The organism is Nonomuraea turkmeniaca (assembly GCF_005889735.1).
Taxonomy (GTDB): domain Bacteria; phylum Actinomycetota; class Actinomycetes; order Streptosporangiales; family Streptosporangiaceae; genus Nonomuraea; species Nonomuraea turkmeniaca.
Map to the genome: position 1 here is coordinate 16934 of NZ_VCKY01000126.1, position 14398 is coordinate 31331.

Genomic DNA, 14398 nt, shown 5'->3' on the forward strand with positions numbered 1-14398 from the left:
TATCTCGACGTCAAACCGTGATTTGCACAAAGTTTCAGATGATGTTAGATGGAGTTAAGGAGAGAGGATCGAGGACCCGTGACGCTGATTCTCGATGGCGTCTCCGTACGGCAACGCGGGGAGACCTGGCTCGACGACGTTCATCTGGAATTACCCAACGGAATGACCACTCTCGTCGGTCCCATGACCGCGGGAAAAACGACGCTCATGCGCGTCGCAGCCGGATTACTACCCCCGGACTCCGGCCGGGTGGTAGTACACGAAAAAGACGTCACCGGCATTTCCGTACGGAAAAGATCGGTCGCCTTCGTCTATCAGCAATTCATTAACTATCCGTCCCTGACGGTCTACGAGAACATCGCCTCCCCCCTCCGCCTGGACCCCCGGTTCCGCAAGAACGAGATCGACCCCCGCGTCCGCGAGGTGGCCGAGCTCATGGGCATCTCCGACCTGCTCGGCCGCCGGCCCGCGGAGCTCTCGGGCGGCCAGCAGCAGCGCACCGCCATCGCGCGCGCGCTGGCCCGCCCCGTGGACGTGCTGCTCCTCGACGAGCCCCTCGCCAACCTGGACTTCAAGCTCCGCGAGCAGCTGCGTGCCGACCTCAAAACCATGTTCGCCGACACCCCGGGCGTGGTGCTCTACTCCACGGCCGACCCCAACGAGGCACTGACGTTCGCCGCGCGGACCGTGGTGCTGGGCGAGGGCAGGGTGCAGCACGTCGGGGACGTCGCCGACATGTACGCCCACCCGCCCACACTCGCCGTGGCCGCGACGCTCAGCGACCCCCCGCTCAACCTCCTGCCCGGCGTGGTCCGCGACGGCAGGATCGAGGTGCTCGGCACGTCGTTCCCCGCGCCTCGCGCGCACGCCACCGGCCACGACGTCATGCTCGGCATCCGCCCCCATCAGGTGCGGATCGCCCGCGACGGGCCCGGCGCGCTGGAGCTGCCCGCCGAGATCAGGCTCGCCGAGGTGACCGGCAGCGCGACGTTCCTACACCTGCTGCTGCAGGGTGACCGTCACCTGGTGGCCCACCTGCCGGGCACCCAGCTGTTCACACCCGGGGAGACCACGGTCGTGTACGTGGACCCCGCGCACATCTTCGTCTTCGACGAGGCCGGCGGGCGACTCCTGGCCACCAGCGCCGCGGAGGTCGACCTGCATGGCTGACATCCGCCTGGAAGGCGTCGGGCACAGTTACGACGGCGGCACGACGTGGGCGCTCAAACCCATGACGTGGACGTGGCGCACGTCGCGGGCGTACGCGCTGCTCGGCCCGAGCGGCTGCGGCAAGACGACGCTCCTGAACATCATCTCCGGCCTGATCACGCCGACGGCAGGGCGGATCTTCTTCGACGACCGCGACGTCACCGATGTGCCGACGGCGGGCCGGAACATCGCGCAGGTCTTCCAGTTCCCGGTCCTGTACGAGGAGATGTCCGTTTACGACAACCTGGCCTTCCCCCTCCGCAACCGGAAGTATCCGAAGGCGGAGATCGACCAGCGCGTCCGCCAGGTCTCCCGGTTGCTCGGCCTGGACCACCTCCTGCGCCGCAGGTCGCGCCGGCTGGACCCGGGCCGCCAGCAGATCGTCAGCCTGGGCCGCGGGCTGGTGCGTTCCCAGGTGGCGGCCGTGTTGCTGGACGAGCCGCTCACGGTGGTGGACCCGGCGCTGAAGTGGACGCTGCGCAGCAAGCTCAAGGAGATCCACCGCGACACCGGGCACACGCTGATCTACGTCACGCACGACCAGACCGAGGCGCTGACGTTCGCCGACGAGGTGGTGGTGCTCAACGAGGGGGCGATCGTGCAGGCAGGCGAGCCGGCCGAGTTGTTCCTGTCGCCGTCGCACGAGTTCGTCGGGCACTTCATCGGCTCGCCGGGCATGAACATGGTGCCCGCGGAGATCGTCGGCGACGTCGTCCGCGTCGGGCAGGCGGACGTCGGCTCGGTGGCTGACGGCCTGCCGCCGGGGCCGGTGCGGATCGGTGTGCGGCCGGAGTTCGTGAGCTTCACCCGGGCCTCCCCCGGGGTGGCCGCCCGGGTGACCGGGGTCGACCGCATGGGCGCGTACGACCTGGTCCACACCCAGGTCGGCGAGCACCCCGTGATCGCCAGGACCACGGCGGGGTCCGGCTACCGGCCGGACGCGGAGGCGTTCCTGCATTTCCCGCCGGATCGCACGTTCCTCTTCCGCGACCAGGTCAGGTGCGGCTTCCTCGCGCCGCTCGACGGAAGGAGCGCCACGTGACCGCGGGCAGCCAGGTGAGCGGCGAGGTCGTCACGACCGCGCCCGCCGAGCCCCAGGAGACGCGCGCCGACCTGAAGCGCAAGGACAACCGGGCCTGGTGGCTGGTGCTGCCGGTGGTCGTGTCGGTGGCGTTCACCGCCATCATCCCGCTGATGACCGTGGTCAACTTCTCGGTCCAGGACGTCTTCAGCCCCAGTGACCGGGTGTTCGTCGGCCTGGACTGGTTCTACGAGGCCGTGCGGCGTCCGGAGAACCGCGAGGCGTTCGTCAGGACGCTACTGTTCTCGGCACAGGTGCTGCTGGTGGAGATCCCGCTGGGGGTGGCGATCGCGGTGGCGATGCCGCGCCGCGGGTTCTGGGTGTCGGCGGCGCTGGTGCTGGTCGCGTTGCCGCTGCTCATCCCGTGGAACGTGGTGGGCACGATCTGGCAGATCTTCGCCCGCGCCGACATCGGGCTGGGCGGCTGGACGATCAACAACGTGCTCGGCATCGGCTTCAACTACACGCTCGACTCCACCGACGCCTGGATCACGATCCTCGTCATGGACGTGTGGCACTGGACGCCGCTGGTGGCGTTGCTGGCGTACGCGGGGCTGCGGTCGATACCCGAGCCGTACTTCCAGGCCGCGCAGATCGACGGGGCGTCAGGGTGGGCAACCTTCCGGCACATCCAGTTGCCCAGGCTGCGCGGGGTGCTGACGATCGCGATCCTGCTCAGGTTCATGGACAGCTTCATGATCTACACCGAGCCGTTCGTGGTGACGGGCGGCGGGCCGGGCAACGCGACCTCGTTCCTGAGCATCCTGCTGTCGAAGATGGCCGTCGGCCAGTTCGACGTGGGACCGGCGGGGGCGTTCTCGCTGATCTACTTCTTGATCGTGCAGGTCCTCTGCTACGTCTTCTTCACCGTGCTGACCAGGTCGGGGAGGTGAGGCGGATGGCCAGGACCACCGGGCGCCGGCTCCCGTGGGCACGCACGGTCTTCTGGTTGTACGTGGCCACGCTCATGCTGCCGCTGTTGTGGATGTTCGGCATGTCGATCCGGCCGAACGAGGACATCCTCGGCAACTTCGCGCTCATCCCGCAGCGCGTGACCTTCGACAACTACGTCACGTTCTTCACGGACGTGACGTGGTACTCGAGCTATCTGAACTCCATCATCTACACCTCGATGAACGCGGTGATGTCGCTCATCGTGGCGCTGCCCGCGGCGTACGCGTTCTCGCGGTTCCGTTTCGCCGGCGACAAGCACCTGTTCTTCTGGCTGCTGACGAACCGCATGGCGCCGCCCGCCGTCTTCCTACTGCCATTTTTCCAGATTTATCAGAGCGTCGGGCTTTTCGACACCCACCTCGGGGTGGCCATCGCGCACATGCTCTTCAACGTCCCGCTCGCCGTCTGGATCCTCGAGGGTTTCATGTCGGGAATCCCCCGGGAAATCGACGAGACCGCGGCGATAGACGGCTATTCACTACCCCGTTTCTTCATTCGCATTTTCCTGCCGATGATCCGCTCGGCGATCGGCGTGACGTTGTTCTTCTGCTTCATGTTCAGCTGGGTCGAGCTGCTGATCGCCAGGACCATCACGTCGGTCGACGCGAAACCCATTTCCGCGACGATGACGCGCACGGTCAGCGCGGCCGGGGTGGACTGGGCGCTGCTGGCCACGGCGGGCGTGCTCACGATCGTCCCCGGCGCCATCGTCATCTGGTTCGTGCGTAATTACATTGCTAAGGGCTTCGCCCTGGGAAGGGTCTAGCGAATGCTCGAGTGGATGGTCTGGACCCTGCCGACGGCCCTGGTGTTCGTGGGGCTCGCCCTGCTGCTCGTCGTCATGACGGTCTGGGCCCGCGTCTCCCCTCCCGTGGCCAGGCGAGGTTTCCTGCGCATCGAGACCGACCGGGGCGACCGGCTGTACATCGGCCTGATCAGCGCCGCGGTCGTGCTGACCGCCTGGATGGCCGTCACCGACCTGTCCATGTGGCTCGCGCTGGGGTGCGCGCTCCTTGTGGTGGTCGTGATCGGGATATGGGGCTGACAGAAGGGAAGCCATGCAATGAGGCATCGGGCAGGCAGGTCCGCGGCCGTTAGTCTGGCCGCGGTCGTTCTGGTGATCGCCGGCTGCGCGCAGGGTGCGCAACAGCCGTCGAGCGACTTCAAGGAGGCCGACGGCAAGGCGGCGGCGCAACGGTGGGTGTCGCAGGAGTTCACGCCGAGCACGCTGGCCAAGGACCAGCAACTCGCGGAGATGGACTGGTTCATGAAGGCCGCGGCGCCGTACCGGGGCATGCAGATCAACGTGGTGTCCGAGACGATCACCACCCACGAGTACGAGTCCCAGCAGCTCGCCAAGGCGTTCACCGAGATCACCGGGATCAAGATCAAGCACGACCTGATCCAGGAAGGTGACGTCGTCGAGAAGCTCCAGACCCAGATCCAGGGCGACCAGAACATCTACGACGCCTACGTCAACGACTCCGACCTCATCGGCACCCATTCGCGCGGCGACTACGTGATCCCGCTGTCGGACTACATGGCCGGCGAGGGCAAGGGCGTCACCTCGCCCACGCTGGACCTGAACGACTTCATCGGCATCAGCTTCACCACCGGCCCGGACAAGAAGGTCTACCAGCTGCCCGACCAGCAGTTCGCGAACCTCTACTGGTTCCGCTACGACTGGTTCACCGACCCGGAGATCAAGAAGCAGTTCAAGGACGCCTACGGGTACGATCTGGGCGTCCCGGTCAACTGGGCGGCTTATGAGGACATCGCCGACTTCTTCACCAACAAGGTCAACGGCAACGGGACCATCGACGGCAAGAAGACCTACGGCCACATGGACTACGGCAGGAAGGACCCGTCACTGGGCTGGCGCTTCACCGACGCCTGGCTGTCCATGGCCGGCAACGGCGACCCCGGCATCCCCAACGGCCTGCCGGTGGACGACTGGGGCATCAGGGTCGAGAACTGCCGTCCGGTCGGCTCGTCGGTCACCCGCGGCGGCGACACCAACGGCCCCGCCTCGGTCTACGCGCTCACCAAGTACGTGGACTGGCTGAAGAAGTACGCCCCGAAGGAAGCCGCCGGGATGAACTTCAGCGAGGCCGGGCCGGTGCCGGCGCAGGGCAACATCGCCCAACAGATCTTCTGGTACACGTCGTTCACGGCCGACATGACCAAGGAAGGCCTGCCGGTCGTCAACAGCGACGGCACACCCAAGTGGCGCATCGCGCCGAGCCCGCATGGGGCGTACTGGAAGGACGGCAACAAGCTCGGCTACCAGGACGCCGGCTCGTGGACCCTGCTGAAGAACACGCCGAAGGAGCGCCGGGCGGCGGCCTGGCTGTATGCGCAGTTCGTCACGTCGAAGACGGTGTCGCTGAAGAAGTCGATCGTCGGCCTGACCTTCATCAGGGACTCCGACATCAAGAGCGAGTACTTCGCCCAGAACTCCAAGAAGTACGGTGGCCTGATCGAGTTCTACGGCTCCCCCGCCCGCAAGCAGTGGACGCCGACCGGGACGAACGTGCCGGACTACCCGAAGCTCGCCCAGCTCTGGTGGCAGAACGTGGCCACCGCCGTCACCGGCGAGACCACACCGCAGCAGTCGATGGACAACCTGGCCAAGCAGCAGGACGACATCCTGTCCCGGCTGGAGCGGCGCGGCTACGGCGGTGACTGCGCGCCGAAGCTGAACCCGGAGCAGCCGGCCCAGTACTGGTACGACCAGCCGGGCGCGCCCGCGCCGAAGCTGGCCGACGAGCGCGGCAAGCCGGCCACCCTCGACTACGACAAGCTGATCGCGCAGTGGAAGGCGGGTGACTAGGGCTGCGATGGATCCGCAGCGAAAGCGAGGACATCCATCGCAGCACCGCTGAGCGTGCACGACAGCGAGCAGGGTGCCGCCGCCCGGGGCAGGCCGGGCGGCGGCAGGTCATCGGAGGTGGCGGGCCAGCCAGTCGAAGGCCTGCTCCTGCCGGGGCACGTCGAAGCTGTGTGGCACGTCGGCGAAGACCGCCTCGTAGGGGCCGTCCTGGTAACGCTCGCTGATCATGGTGTGGGCGCGGCGCATGCCTGATTCGGGGAACAACGCGTCGCTCATCGCGTACTGGACCATGAGCGGCTCCGGCGCGCGGGCCGCCACCAGGTCGGGCCAGTCGCCGAGGCGCGGCAGGCCCGGCGGGTACAACATCCAGGTGTGCTTGGCGATGTGCCCGTCGAGCATGTCCCGGTACGACGAGACCATCGCCGCGACGACGACCGCCCCGATGTCCGGGTCGAAAGCGCCGAGCAGCGCGGCCCGCAGCCCGCCGCCCGACAGGCCGGCGCACCCGACCGGGCCCACGTCGGGCCGGGAGCGCAGGTAGGCCGCCGCGGCCAGGTCCTCGCCGGCCACCACGCCGGCGAACGACGTGCCGAGCACCGCGCAGTGCTTGGCCACGACGTGCTCGTGTTGCTTGGCGGCGGCGTCGTAGCGGTCGGCCGCGCTCAACGGCGGGCGGGCCGCGGCGTCGCCGGCCGGGGCCGACGGCCGCGCGGCCGGCTCGGTGTCCAGCGGGAAGCGGCGGCTGCCCCAGGCGAACACGTCGTGCGCCAGCACGGCGAACCCGCGGCGGGCCAGCTCGTTGACGAAGGCGCGGCCGCCGTAGATGTCCTCCCTGAGCCGCACCACCTCCGGCGAGGACGCTTCCGGGCCGTCGGCGATCTTCTCCTTGCCGACCCACTTCATGCCGGCGTGGCAGTGCAGCGCCACCGCCCCGGGCAGCGGCCCGGCCGCGTCCCGGGGCCGCAGGAGGAAGGCGTGGGTCCGCGGCCCGAACCCGACGGACCAGGACAACTCCTCGCCCGCCAGTTCCCCGTCGGTCCAGGTCCGCTCCACCCGCACGTCGCCGGCACGCAGGTCCAGCACCCCGAGGGCGTCCCGCGCCGCCGCCCGCAGCTCGGGTCCCGCGTGCGGGTAGATCCCGAGCTGCGCCGCGGCGATCCCGGCCAGCTCAGCGAAGACGAGCCCGGTCCGGTCCGTGGAGTCAGGCTCGACCCGGTCCGCGGTAACGGGCCCGGTCCGGTCGACGGTAACGGGCCCGGACGGCGCGGCGGGCGCGGGCCCGGTGGTCTCAGCCGACACGGGTCCCGTCGTCCACCAGGTGCACGGGGACGCCGGTCGTCGCCGACACGGTGGCCGCGACGCCCGTCAGCACACTGCGGATGCCGTCGCGGTAGCCGGCCTGCCGGGCCAGCGGATCGTTGTCGGGACCGCGGAAGACATCGTTGAGCAGCAGGCGGTCGCCGCCGCCGTGCCCGCCGGCTCCTGACTCGATGGGCACCTCCTCCGGCCTGCTCCAGTGCCGGTGCAGCGTGAGCCGCTCCTGTGTTTGATGGTCGCGCTCACTCGGCCCTCGCTGGTCACGCGAGCTACCGCTCTCGGGCCTGACCGTTCGCCGCTCCTGTGTTTGATGGTCGCGCTCACTCGGCCCTCGCTGGTCACGCGAGCTACCGCTCTCGGGCCTGACCGTTCGCCGCTCCTGTGTTTGATGGTCGCGCTCACGATCCTTGCCGGTCGCGCTCGGGTCGATGGCGGCGTGCGGCGACGTCCACGCCCGCTCGACCACGTCCAGCTCCAGCCGCCCGGCCGTGCCGTTGAAGGCCACCCGGTAGCCCTCCCAGGGGGCGTGCGCGTGCAGCGAGTAGGTGAGGATAGTCCGGTTGTCGTAACGAACCAGCACGGACATGTTGTCGTCGATGTTCACGCCCTCGCCGAAGACGTCCTGGTCCCGGATGTAGCCGTCCTCGTGCTCGGCGTCCAGGTAGAGCCGCTTGAGCCGCGGGTCGGCGGAGATGTCCAGGATGAACGGGTCCGTCCCCAGCCCCGGAGCGCCCTGCCCTCGCTCGGGACGCTCCTCCAGGCCGCGCTTCTTGGCGTTCTCGGCGCCGTAGAAGCGCAGGTCGGTCTGGGCGAAGACGAGCTCTGGAGCCGCCCCGAGCCACCAGTTGACCAGGTCGAAGTGGTGGGTGGACTTGTGGACGAGCAAGCCGCCGGAGTTGGCCCGGTCGCGGTGCCAGCGGCGGAAGTAGTCGGCGCCGTGGATGGTGTCGAGCGTCCACTCGAAGTGCACGGACGTCACCTCGCCGATCGCGCCCTCCATGAGCAGCCGGCGTACGGCCGAGTTACGCGGCGAGTACCGGTAGTTGAAGGTGACGATCAGCTTGCCGCTGCTGCGCTCGGCGGCTGCGGCGATGGCCGCGCAACCTTCGGCGTCAACGGTGAGCGGCTTCTCCACAATGACATCACGACCGGCGTCGAGCGCCGCGCACACGTAACGAGCGTGCGTGGCGTCGACGGTCGTGACGATGACCGCGTCGGCGAGCTCGAGCATCTTGTCGAACTCCGTGGGCGAGAAACACGGCACCTGCCGGCCGATCCGCTCGACGTAATAATTCATGCGGGTCCGGTTGGTGTCGCACAGGGCGACGATGGTGCCGGCGTCACGCCACTCCCCGAGCAGCGCGTCGACGTACATCTGCGCGCGGTGCCCGAGCCCGACGAACGCGTACCTCATAACTCTCCTTTAGCCTGCGATCGAGGCGTTCGCCTCGGTGATGAACTTCTGTGCGGCGTCGTCAGGGGTCATCCGGCCGAACATGACCTCCTCGGAGTACCGCGTGAGGATGTCTTCCATGGCGCTGGCGCCCTTCGGCGGGGCGGCAGGCGGGTCGGCCAGCTCGCTCTTGACCTTGTCGATGAACTCCAGCGTCTTCTTGTCCGCGTCCGGCAGCTTGTCCTTGACCGCCGCCAGCACCTTGGAGCTGGCCGGCAGGCCGCGGTCACTGAGGATGATCGAGCCCGCCTCCGCGTCGTTGATCATGTAGTCGATGAACTTGGCGGCCTCGGCCGCGTGCTCCGACTTGGAGGAGGCGGTGTAGAACATCGCCGGCTGCAGGAACATGCCGCTGGAGGTGGCGCCCTGCACCTTCGGCATCCGCAGCAGGTCCAGCTGCTGACCGGAGGCCTTGGTGACCGCGCCGAGCTGGTTGCTCCACCACATGCCCATCGCGCCGGTGTTGGTGGCCAGCAGCGACTGGTCGATGCTGGTCGCGCCGATCTCGGAGCTCTTGGCCGCGTCGGGGGCGCCCTTGTCCTTGATCAGGCTCTGCATGATGGCCCACCAGTCCTTGATCGTCTGGGGGCTCAGGCCGAGCTTGTTGCCGTTGTAGAAGGGCTCGCCCTTCTGCGCGGCGTAGATCTGCAGGTACGCCGGGTTCCAGCTCAGCTGCGTTCCGGTGACCTTGCCGCCGGAGCCGGAGGAGACCTTGGAGGCCAGAGCGACGTAGTCGTCCCAGGTCCACTTGGTGTCGTCGGGCAGCTCCGCCTTGCTGCTCTGGATCAGGCTGGGGTTGACGACCAGGGAGAAGGCGTTGACGCCGGTGGGAATGGCGAACTGCTTGCCGTCGATGATGCCGGTGCCCAGCACCTTGGCGTCGATATCGGCGGTGTTGACCTTGCTGGCCAGGTCGGCCAGCGTGCCGCGGTCGGCGTACTCGCGCAGGCCGCGGATCTCAAGGGTGATGACGTCGGGCGCGTCGCTACCGGCGACCTTCGTGGACAGCGTCTCGTAGTAGCTGGCGAAGTCGGAGAACTCACCCTGGACATCGATGGTCGGGTTCTTGGCCTCGAACTTCTTGATGACCTCTTCGGTCATCTTCTGTCGCGCGTCGCTGCCCCAGTAGGAGAAGCGCAGCACAGTCTTGCCGCCGGCGCTGTCGCCACCGCCACCGCTGCCGCTGCCACAGGCCGCGGTGACCGCCAGCACAGCGGTGGCCAGCAGCGCCGCCGACCACATCTTCTTGCCAGAGCTCACGGCTCTACCTCCTAGGGGGTATTCGAGTTGGGGGGTGTTGAGTTGGAGGTGCTACTTCAGGCCCGTGGTGGCGACACCACGGATCAGGTACTTCTGACCGGCCAGGAAGAAGCCGAAGATCGGCCCCAGCGCGATGATCGACATGGCGAACATGGGCCCCCACGACGAGTCGCTGCTGGCGTCGAGGAAGGTGCGCAGTGCGACCGGAACGGTGAAGTTGTCCGGGTTGTTGAGGTAAAGGAGCTGGCTGAGGAAGTCGTTCCACGTCCAGATGAAGGTGAAGATCGCGGTCGTGGCCAGGGCCGGCATACAGAGCGGCATGACGACTCTGATGAAGATCCGCCAGTAGCCCGCTCCGTCGATCTCGGCCGCCTCGTCCAGTTCCCTCGGCAGTGTACGGATGAACTGCACCATCAGGAAGACGAAGAACGCGTCCGTCGCCAGCACCTTGGGCATCACCAGCGGCCAGATCGTGTTGATCAGGTCGAGCTCGGAGAACATGATGTATTGCGGCACGATGACCACGTGGTGCGGCAGCATGATCGTGCCCAGCATGATCGCGAACCAGAACTTCTTCAGCGGGAAGTTCAGCCGGGCGAAGGCGTAGGCGGCCAGCGAGCAGGCCACCAGGTTCGCCACCACCGACAGGGCCGTGACCACTGCCGAGTTCCACAGGTAGTAGCCGAAGGGGTGCTTCAGCGCGTACCAGCCCTGGGTGTAGTTCTCGAAGGTGACCTGGCTCGGCCACAGCCCGGGCTCCCGGAAGATCAGCTCTTCCGGCTTGAGCGAGCTGGAGATCATCCAGAACAGCGGATAGAGCATGACCAGGCCGAAGCCGATCAGCAGGATGTGCTTGACCAGACGCCCGCCCTTGAGCGGACGGAACAGGACCGGGAGCGGCCTACTTGGTGTCGCCATAGAAGACCCAATACTTGGAAGCGAGGAAGTTCACCGCGGTCAGCCCGGCGATGATGAGCAGGAGAACCCAGGCCATCGCTGCCGCGTAGCCCATGTCGTAGCTCTTGAACCCCTTGAGGTAGAGGTAGAGCGTGTAGAAGAGCGTCGAGTCGGCCGGACCGCCCTTGCCGCTGCTCACGATGAATGCCTGCGTGAACGACTGGAAGGACTTGATGATCTCCAGCACGAGGTTGAAGAAGATGATCGGGGTCAGCAGCGGCATCGTGATCGACCTGAACTGGCGCCATATGCCCGCGCCGTCCACCGCCGCCGCTTCGTAGTAGCTGCTGGGGATCTGCCGCAACCCGGCCAGGAAGATGATCATCGGCGCGCCGAAGGTCCACACGTGCAGGAGGATCAGCGTCCCCAGCGCGGTGTCCGGGTCGCCCACCCAGCCGGGTCCCTGGATGCCGAAGATCGCCAGCACGGCGTTGACCAGGCCATCCGAGCCGAACACCTTCCGCCACAGGATCGCGATCGCGACGCTGCCGCCCAGCAATGAGGGCAGGTAGAAGATCGAACGGTAGATCGACAGGCCGCGCAGCCCCCGGTCGAGCACCAGAGCCAGCGCGAGCGCGAAGGCCAGTTGCAGCGGGACCGAGACGACCACGTAGATCGTGGTCACCTTCAACGAGGACAGGAACCTCGGGTCCTCGGTGAACATCGTGATGTAGTTGTCGAACCCGACCCACTTCGCCTCTTCCAGGAGGCTGTAGTCGGTGAAGGAGAGGTACAACGAGGCGAAGATCGGGCCGACCGTGATGACGAGCAGGCCGGCGAACCAGGGCGCCAGGAACAGATAGGCGGCCCGCGCCTCACGGCGGGAACGTTGGGTGGAGCGGTGACCGCCGCGTGCGGGTTGTGTGGCCGCTCCCCGGGGCTTCACCGCCACCGAAACGTCAGTCATCACACGGACCTTCCGGCGAAATGTGAATGGATAGCGCTTTCCTATAGCCGCCGGGAAAGTTACGTCAACCCTTTGCAGGCGTTACATAGCCGTTACCGATATATCGCAACGGCGTTTTCCCAGGTGACAGAGTTGGCCTTCGAAGAAGTCAGATGAATTTGGCTCTCGGAAAGTACAACCGGTTGCAGCGGCCTGGCTATCGTGGCGGTGCGGTGGAGTCCCTGATGACCAGGCGCGTCTCCAGCGACGTGGTGGCGCTCACCTCCTGGATGAGCAGATCCACCGCCAACCGCCCGGCCGCCGCGGTGGGCATGGCCACCGTGGTGAGTTTGGGGCGGTTGAGCCGTCCGGGAACGATGTCGTCGATCCCCACGACGCTCACGTCTTCGGGCACGGCCAGCCCGAGCTCGCCGAGCCCCTCGATGAGCCCGATCGCCACCAGGTCGTTGTAGGCCAGCACACCGGTCACCCCCGCGTCCCGCACCCGCTGGGCGGCGGCGAACCCGCCCCGCTCGGTCGGCGCGTTGGGGCCGATCACGACGAGCTCGATGCCGGCCACCTGCTCGGCGGCCGTCCGGATCTCCGCGCTGGTCCACGAGCCGGCCGGCCCCGACACCAGCGCCACGCGGCGATGCCCGAGCCCGGCCAGGTGCTCGACCGCCAGCCTGGCCCCGTGGCCGACGTCCATCAGCACCGTGGCGGCGCCGCGCAGCCTCCGGTTGATCACCACGAACGGCACCCGTTCGGCCAGCCGCTCGAGTGCCTTGTTGGACGAGCGGGGGCTGCACAACACCAGGCCGTCCACCTGTTTGGAGAACGCCTGCACCAGCTCTTCCTCGGCGGCCGGCTCCTCGTCGGTGTCGGCCACGAACAGGTGGTAGTCCCGCTGCCGCGCGGCGGCGTGCGCGGCCTTGATCAAGGGCGGGAAGAACGGGTTGGCGATGTCGGCCACGATCAACCCGAGGTTGTGCGTGCGGCCGGTCGTGAGCGCCCGCGCCGCCCGGTTCGGGCGGTATCCCAGCTCCTCGGCCACCGTCAGTACCCTGGTACGGGTGGCGGCGTTCACCATGTGCGGCGCGGAGAACGTCCGCGACACGGTGGACACGTGCACGCCGGACGCCCGGGCCACATCACGAATCGTCACTGTCACAGTCGCCCACCCTAACGCAACCGCTTGCAGACACCCTGAGTACGCTGAAAGCGCTTGCCGGTCTACGGCATACCGAAACCCACCGGGAACTCCCAGGTGGCGCTAGGGGAATGAAATCACCCCTTGACGCCCTGGGCCCAGTGACACAAAGGTTTAGTGCAACTGTTTGCAGTCTAAGGAGCCCCTCACGGTGAGCAGAGTCCTCGTCACCGGAAGCGCAGGACGCCTCGGCCGCAGCGTGGTCAACACGCTCGCGGCGGCCGGGCACGAGGTCATCGGCGTCGACAGCGCCCCTGGCACGCCGACGGAGGCTGCGGCCACCCTACCGGCCGACCTCACGGACACGGGAGAGGCGTTCGAGGTGATCGCCAGATTCCGGCCGGAGTCGGTGATCCACCTCGCGGCCATCGCCACTCCGTTCAGCCGGCCGGAATCGGTGATCTACCGGGTCAACACGCAGCTGGCGTTCAACGTCTGCCAGGCGTCGGTGACCCTCGGGGTGCGGAGCGTGGTGGTGGCCAGCAGCCCGACCGTCATGGGGTACGGCGCCCCCGGCGGGTGGGCGCCGGCGTACCTGCCGATCGACGAAGACCACCCGGTGCGGCCGTGGAACGCGTACAACCTGTCCAAGGTGGCGGCCGAGCAGACCATGAAGGCGTTCGCCGAGGCGGGAACGACGAAGCTGGCCGCGATCAGGCCGTGTTTCGTCATCCCTCCGGAGGAGTGGGCCGGCGCGCCCACGCAGTCGGGGCACACCGTCAGCGAGCGGCTGGACCGGCCGGAGCTGGGCGGGGTGTCGTTGTTCAACTACGTCGACGCCCGGGACGCCTCGGAGATGGTGGGGGTGCTGATCGAGGCGCTGCCCGAGCTGCCGAACGGCGAGGTGTTCTTCGTCGGCGCCACGGACGCGCTGGCCAGGAAGCCGCTGGCGGAGCTGCTCCCCCAGGTCATCCCCGGTACGGAGCCGTTCGCGGCCGGGCTCACCGGGACCTCCCCGGCCTTTTCCACAGCCAAGGCCGAGCGGTTGCTGGGCTGGCAGGCGAAGCGTAGTTGGCGTACTGAACTGAAGGAATCCCTATGAATCTCAGCGGTGTGCTGTTCTTCCCCGTGACCCCGTTCGCCGCCGACGGCACGCTCGCCGAGCAGGTGCTGGCCGAGCACATCCGACAGGGCATGGAGCATGGTCCCGGCGGGGTGTTCGTGGCCTGTGGCACCGGCGAGTTCTCCGCGTTGTCGGAGGCCGAGCACGCGCGGGCGGTGCGGGTGGCGGCCGAGGT

Annotated in this window: 14 protein-coding genes; 8 read left to right on the top strand and 6 right to left on the bottom strand. The window is 67.6% G+C overall.

The window, feature by feature from the left end; genetic code table 11:
- Positions 1–78: 78 nt before the first annotated feature.
- The 6 genes from ETD86_RS31355 to ETD86_RS31380 are packed head-to-tail and all read left to right on the top strand — an operon-like array spanning position 79 to position 6077.
- The gene (locus tag ETD86_RS31355) at positions 79–1170 is read left to right on the top strand and encodes an ABC transporter ATP-binding protein (protein WP_138670191.1); all 1092 of its coding nucleotides are present in this window, start codon (positions 79–81) and stop codon (positions 1168–1170) included.
- Positions 1163–2251 carry an ABC transporter ATP-binding protein gene (locus tag ETD86_RS31360; protein WP_138670193.1) on the top strand — a complete coding sequence of 363 codons (1089 nt, stop codon included), beginning with the start codon at positions 1163–1165 and terminating at the stop codon, positions 2249–2251. Before ETD86_RS31355 ends, ETD86_RS31360 begins: the two co-directional genes overlap by 8 nt.
- On the top strand, positions 2248–3183 hold the full coding sequence (locus ETD86_RS31365; RefSeq protein WP_211370433.1) for a carbohydrate ABC transporter permease: 936 nt from the start codon (positions 2248–2250) through the stop codon (positions 3181–3183). The genes ETD86_RS31360 and ETD86_RS31365 overlap by 4 nt, the downstream gene beginning before the upstream one ends.
- Before the next feature lie 5 nt (positions 3184–3188).
- Positions 3189–4010: a carbohydrate ABC transporter permease gene (locus ETD86_RS31370; RefSeq protein WP_138670195.1), complete on the top strand. Its 822-nt coding sequence runs from the start codon at positions 3189–3191 to the stop codon at positions 4008–4010.
- A 3-nt stretch (positions 4011–4013) separates the two neighbouring features.
- Positions 4014–4289 carry a DUF2160 domain-containing protein gene (locus tag ETD86_RS31375; protein WP_138670197.1) on the top strand — a complete coding sequence of 92 codons (276 nt, stop codon included), beginning with the start codon at positions 4014–4016 and terminating at the stop codon, positions 4287–4289.
- An 18-nt stretch (positions 4290–4307) separates the two neighbouring features.
- Positions 4308–6077, top strand: coding sequence for an ABC transporter substrate-binding protein (locus ETD86_RS31380; RefSeq protein ID WP_138670199.1), 1770 nt, complete (start codon positions 4308–4310; stop codon positions 6075–6077).
- Between the two features lie 108 nt (positions 6078–6185).
- On the opposite strand, the gene ETD86_RS31385 is transcribed toward ETD86_RS31380, so the two are convergent.
- The 6 genes from ETD86_RS31385 to ETD86_RS31410 all read right to left on the bottom strand — a co-directional run bounded on the left by ETD86_RS31385 (position 6186) and on the right by ETD86_RS31410 (position 13121).
- Complete coding sequence (locus ETD86_RS31385; RefSeq protein ID WP_138670201.1) at positions 6186–7376, bottom strand: alpha/beta hydrolase family protein; 1191 nt, start codon at positions 7374–7376, stop codon at positions 6186–6188.
- Positions 7366–8808, bottom strand: coding sequence for a Gfo/Idh/MocA family protein (locus ETD86_RS31390; protein ID WP_138670203.1), 1443 nt, complete (start codon positions 8806–8808; stop codon positions 7366–7368). The genes ETD86_RS31385 and ETD86_RS31390 overlap by 11 nt, the downstream gene beginning before the upstream one ends.
- Positions 8809–8817: 9 nt before the next feature.
- On the bottom strand, positions 8818–10107 hold the full coding sequence (locus ETD86_RS31395) for an extracellular solute-binding protein (RefSeq protein ID WP_138670205.1): 1290 nt from the start codon (positions 10105–10107) through the stop codon (positions 8818–8820).
- Positions 10108–10158: 51 nt separating this feature from the next.
- On the bottom strand, positions 10159–11025 hold the full coding sequence (locus ETD86_RS31400; RefSeq protein ID WP_138670207.1) for a carbohydrate ABC transporter permease: 867 nt from the start codon (positions 11023–11025) through the stop codon (positions 10159–10161).
- Positions 11009–11971 carry a carbohydrate ABC transporter permease gene (locus ETD86_RS31405; protein WP_138670209.1) on the bottom strand — a complete coding sequence of 321 codons (963 nt, stop codon included), beginning with the start codon at positions 11969–11971 and terminating at the stop codon, positions 11009–11011. Before ETD86_RS31405 ends, ETD86_RS31400 begins: the two co-directional genes overlap by 17 nt.
- A 196-nt stretch (positions 11972–12167) precedes the next feature.
- Positions 12168–13121 carry a LacI family DNA-binding transcriptional regulator gene (locus ETD86_RS31410; RefSeq protein WP_138670211.1) on the bottom strand — a complete coding sequence of 318 codons (954 nt, stop codon included), beginning with the start codon at positions 13119–13121 and terminating at the stop codon, positions 12168–12170.
- A gap of 190 nt (positions 13122–13311) precedes the next feature.
- On the opposite strand from ETD86_RS31410, the gene ETD86_RS31415 reads away from it, so the two are divergent.
- Both ETD86_RS31415 and ETD86_RS31420 read left to right on the top strand, forming a co-directional pair.
- Positions 13312–14202: an NAD-dependent epimerase/dehydratase family protein gene (locus ETD86_RS31415; protein ID WP_138670213.1), complete on the top strand. Its 891-nt coding sequence runs from the start codon at positions 13312–13314 to the stop codon at positions 14200–14202.
- On the top strand, positions 14199–14398 hold a 200-nt coding region (locus ETD86_RS31420), incomplete at its 3' end, for a dihydrodipicolinate synthase family protein (RefSeq protein ID WP_211370434.1). The genes ETD86_RS31415 and ETD86_RS31420, both read left to right, overlap by 4 nt.

What these genes read in the sequence shown, in the direction of transcription:
- ETD86_RS31360 (WP_138670193.1), top strand. Translation starts at nt 1,163, where the DNA reads ATGGCTGACATCCGCCTGGAAGGCGTCGGGCACAGTTACGACGGCGGC.
- ETD86_RS31370 (WP_138670195.1), top strand. Translation starts at nt 3,189, where the DNA reads ATGGCCAGGACCACCGGGCGCCGGCTCCCGTGGGCACGCACGGTCTTC.
- ETD86_RS31375 (WP_138670197.1), top strand. Translation starts at nt 4,014, where the DNA reads ATGCTCGAGTGGATGGTCTGGACCCTGCCGACGGCCCTGGTGTTCGTG.
- ETD86_RS31380 (WP_138670199.1), top strand. Translation starts at nt 4,308, where the DNA reads ATGAGGCATCGGGCAGGCAGGTCCGCGGCCGTTAGTCTGGCCGCGGTC.
- ETD86_RS31390 (WP_138670203.1), bottom strand. Translation starts at nt 8,808, where the DNA reads ATGAGGTACGCGTTCGTCGGGCTCGGGCACCGCGCGCAGATGTACGTC.
- ETD86_RS31400 (WP_138670207.1), bottom strand. Translation starts at nt 11,025, where the DNA reads ATGGCGACACCAAGTAGGCCGCTCCCGGTCCTGTTCCGTCCGCTCAAG.
- ETD86_RS31405 (WP_138670209.1), bottom strand. Translation starts at nt 11,971, where the DNA reads ATGACTGACGTTTCGGTGGCGGTGAAGCCCCGGGGAGCGGCCACACAA.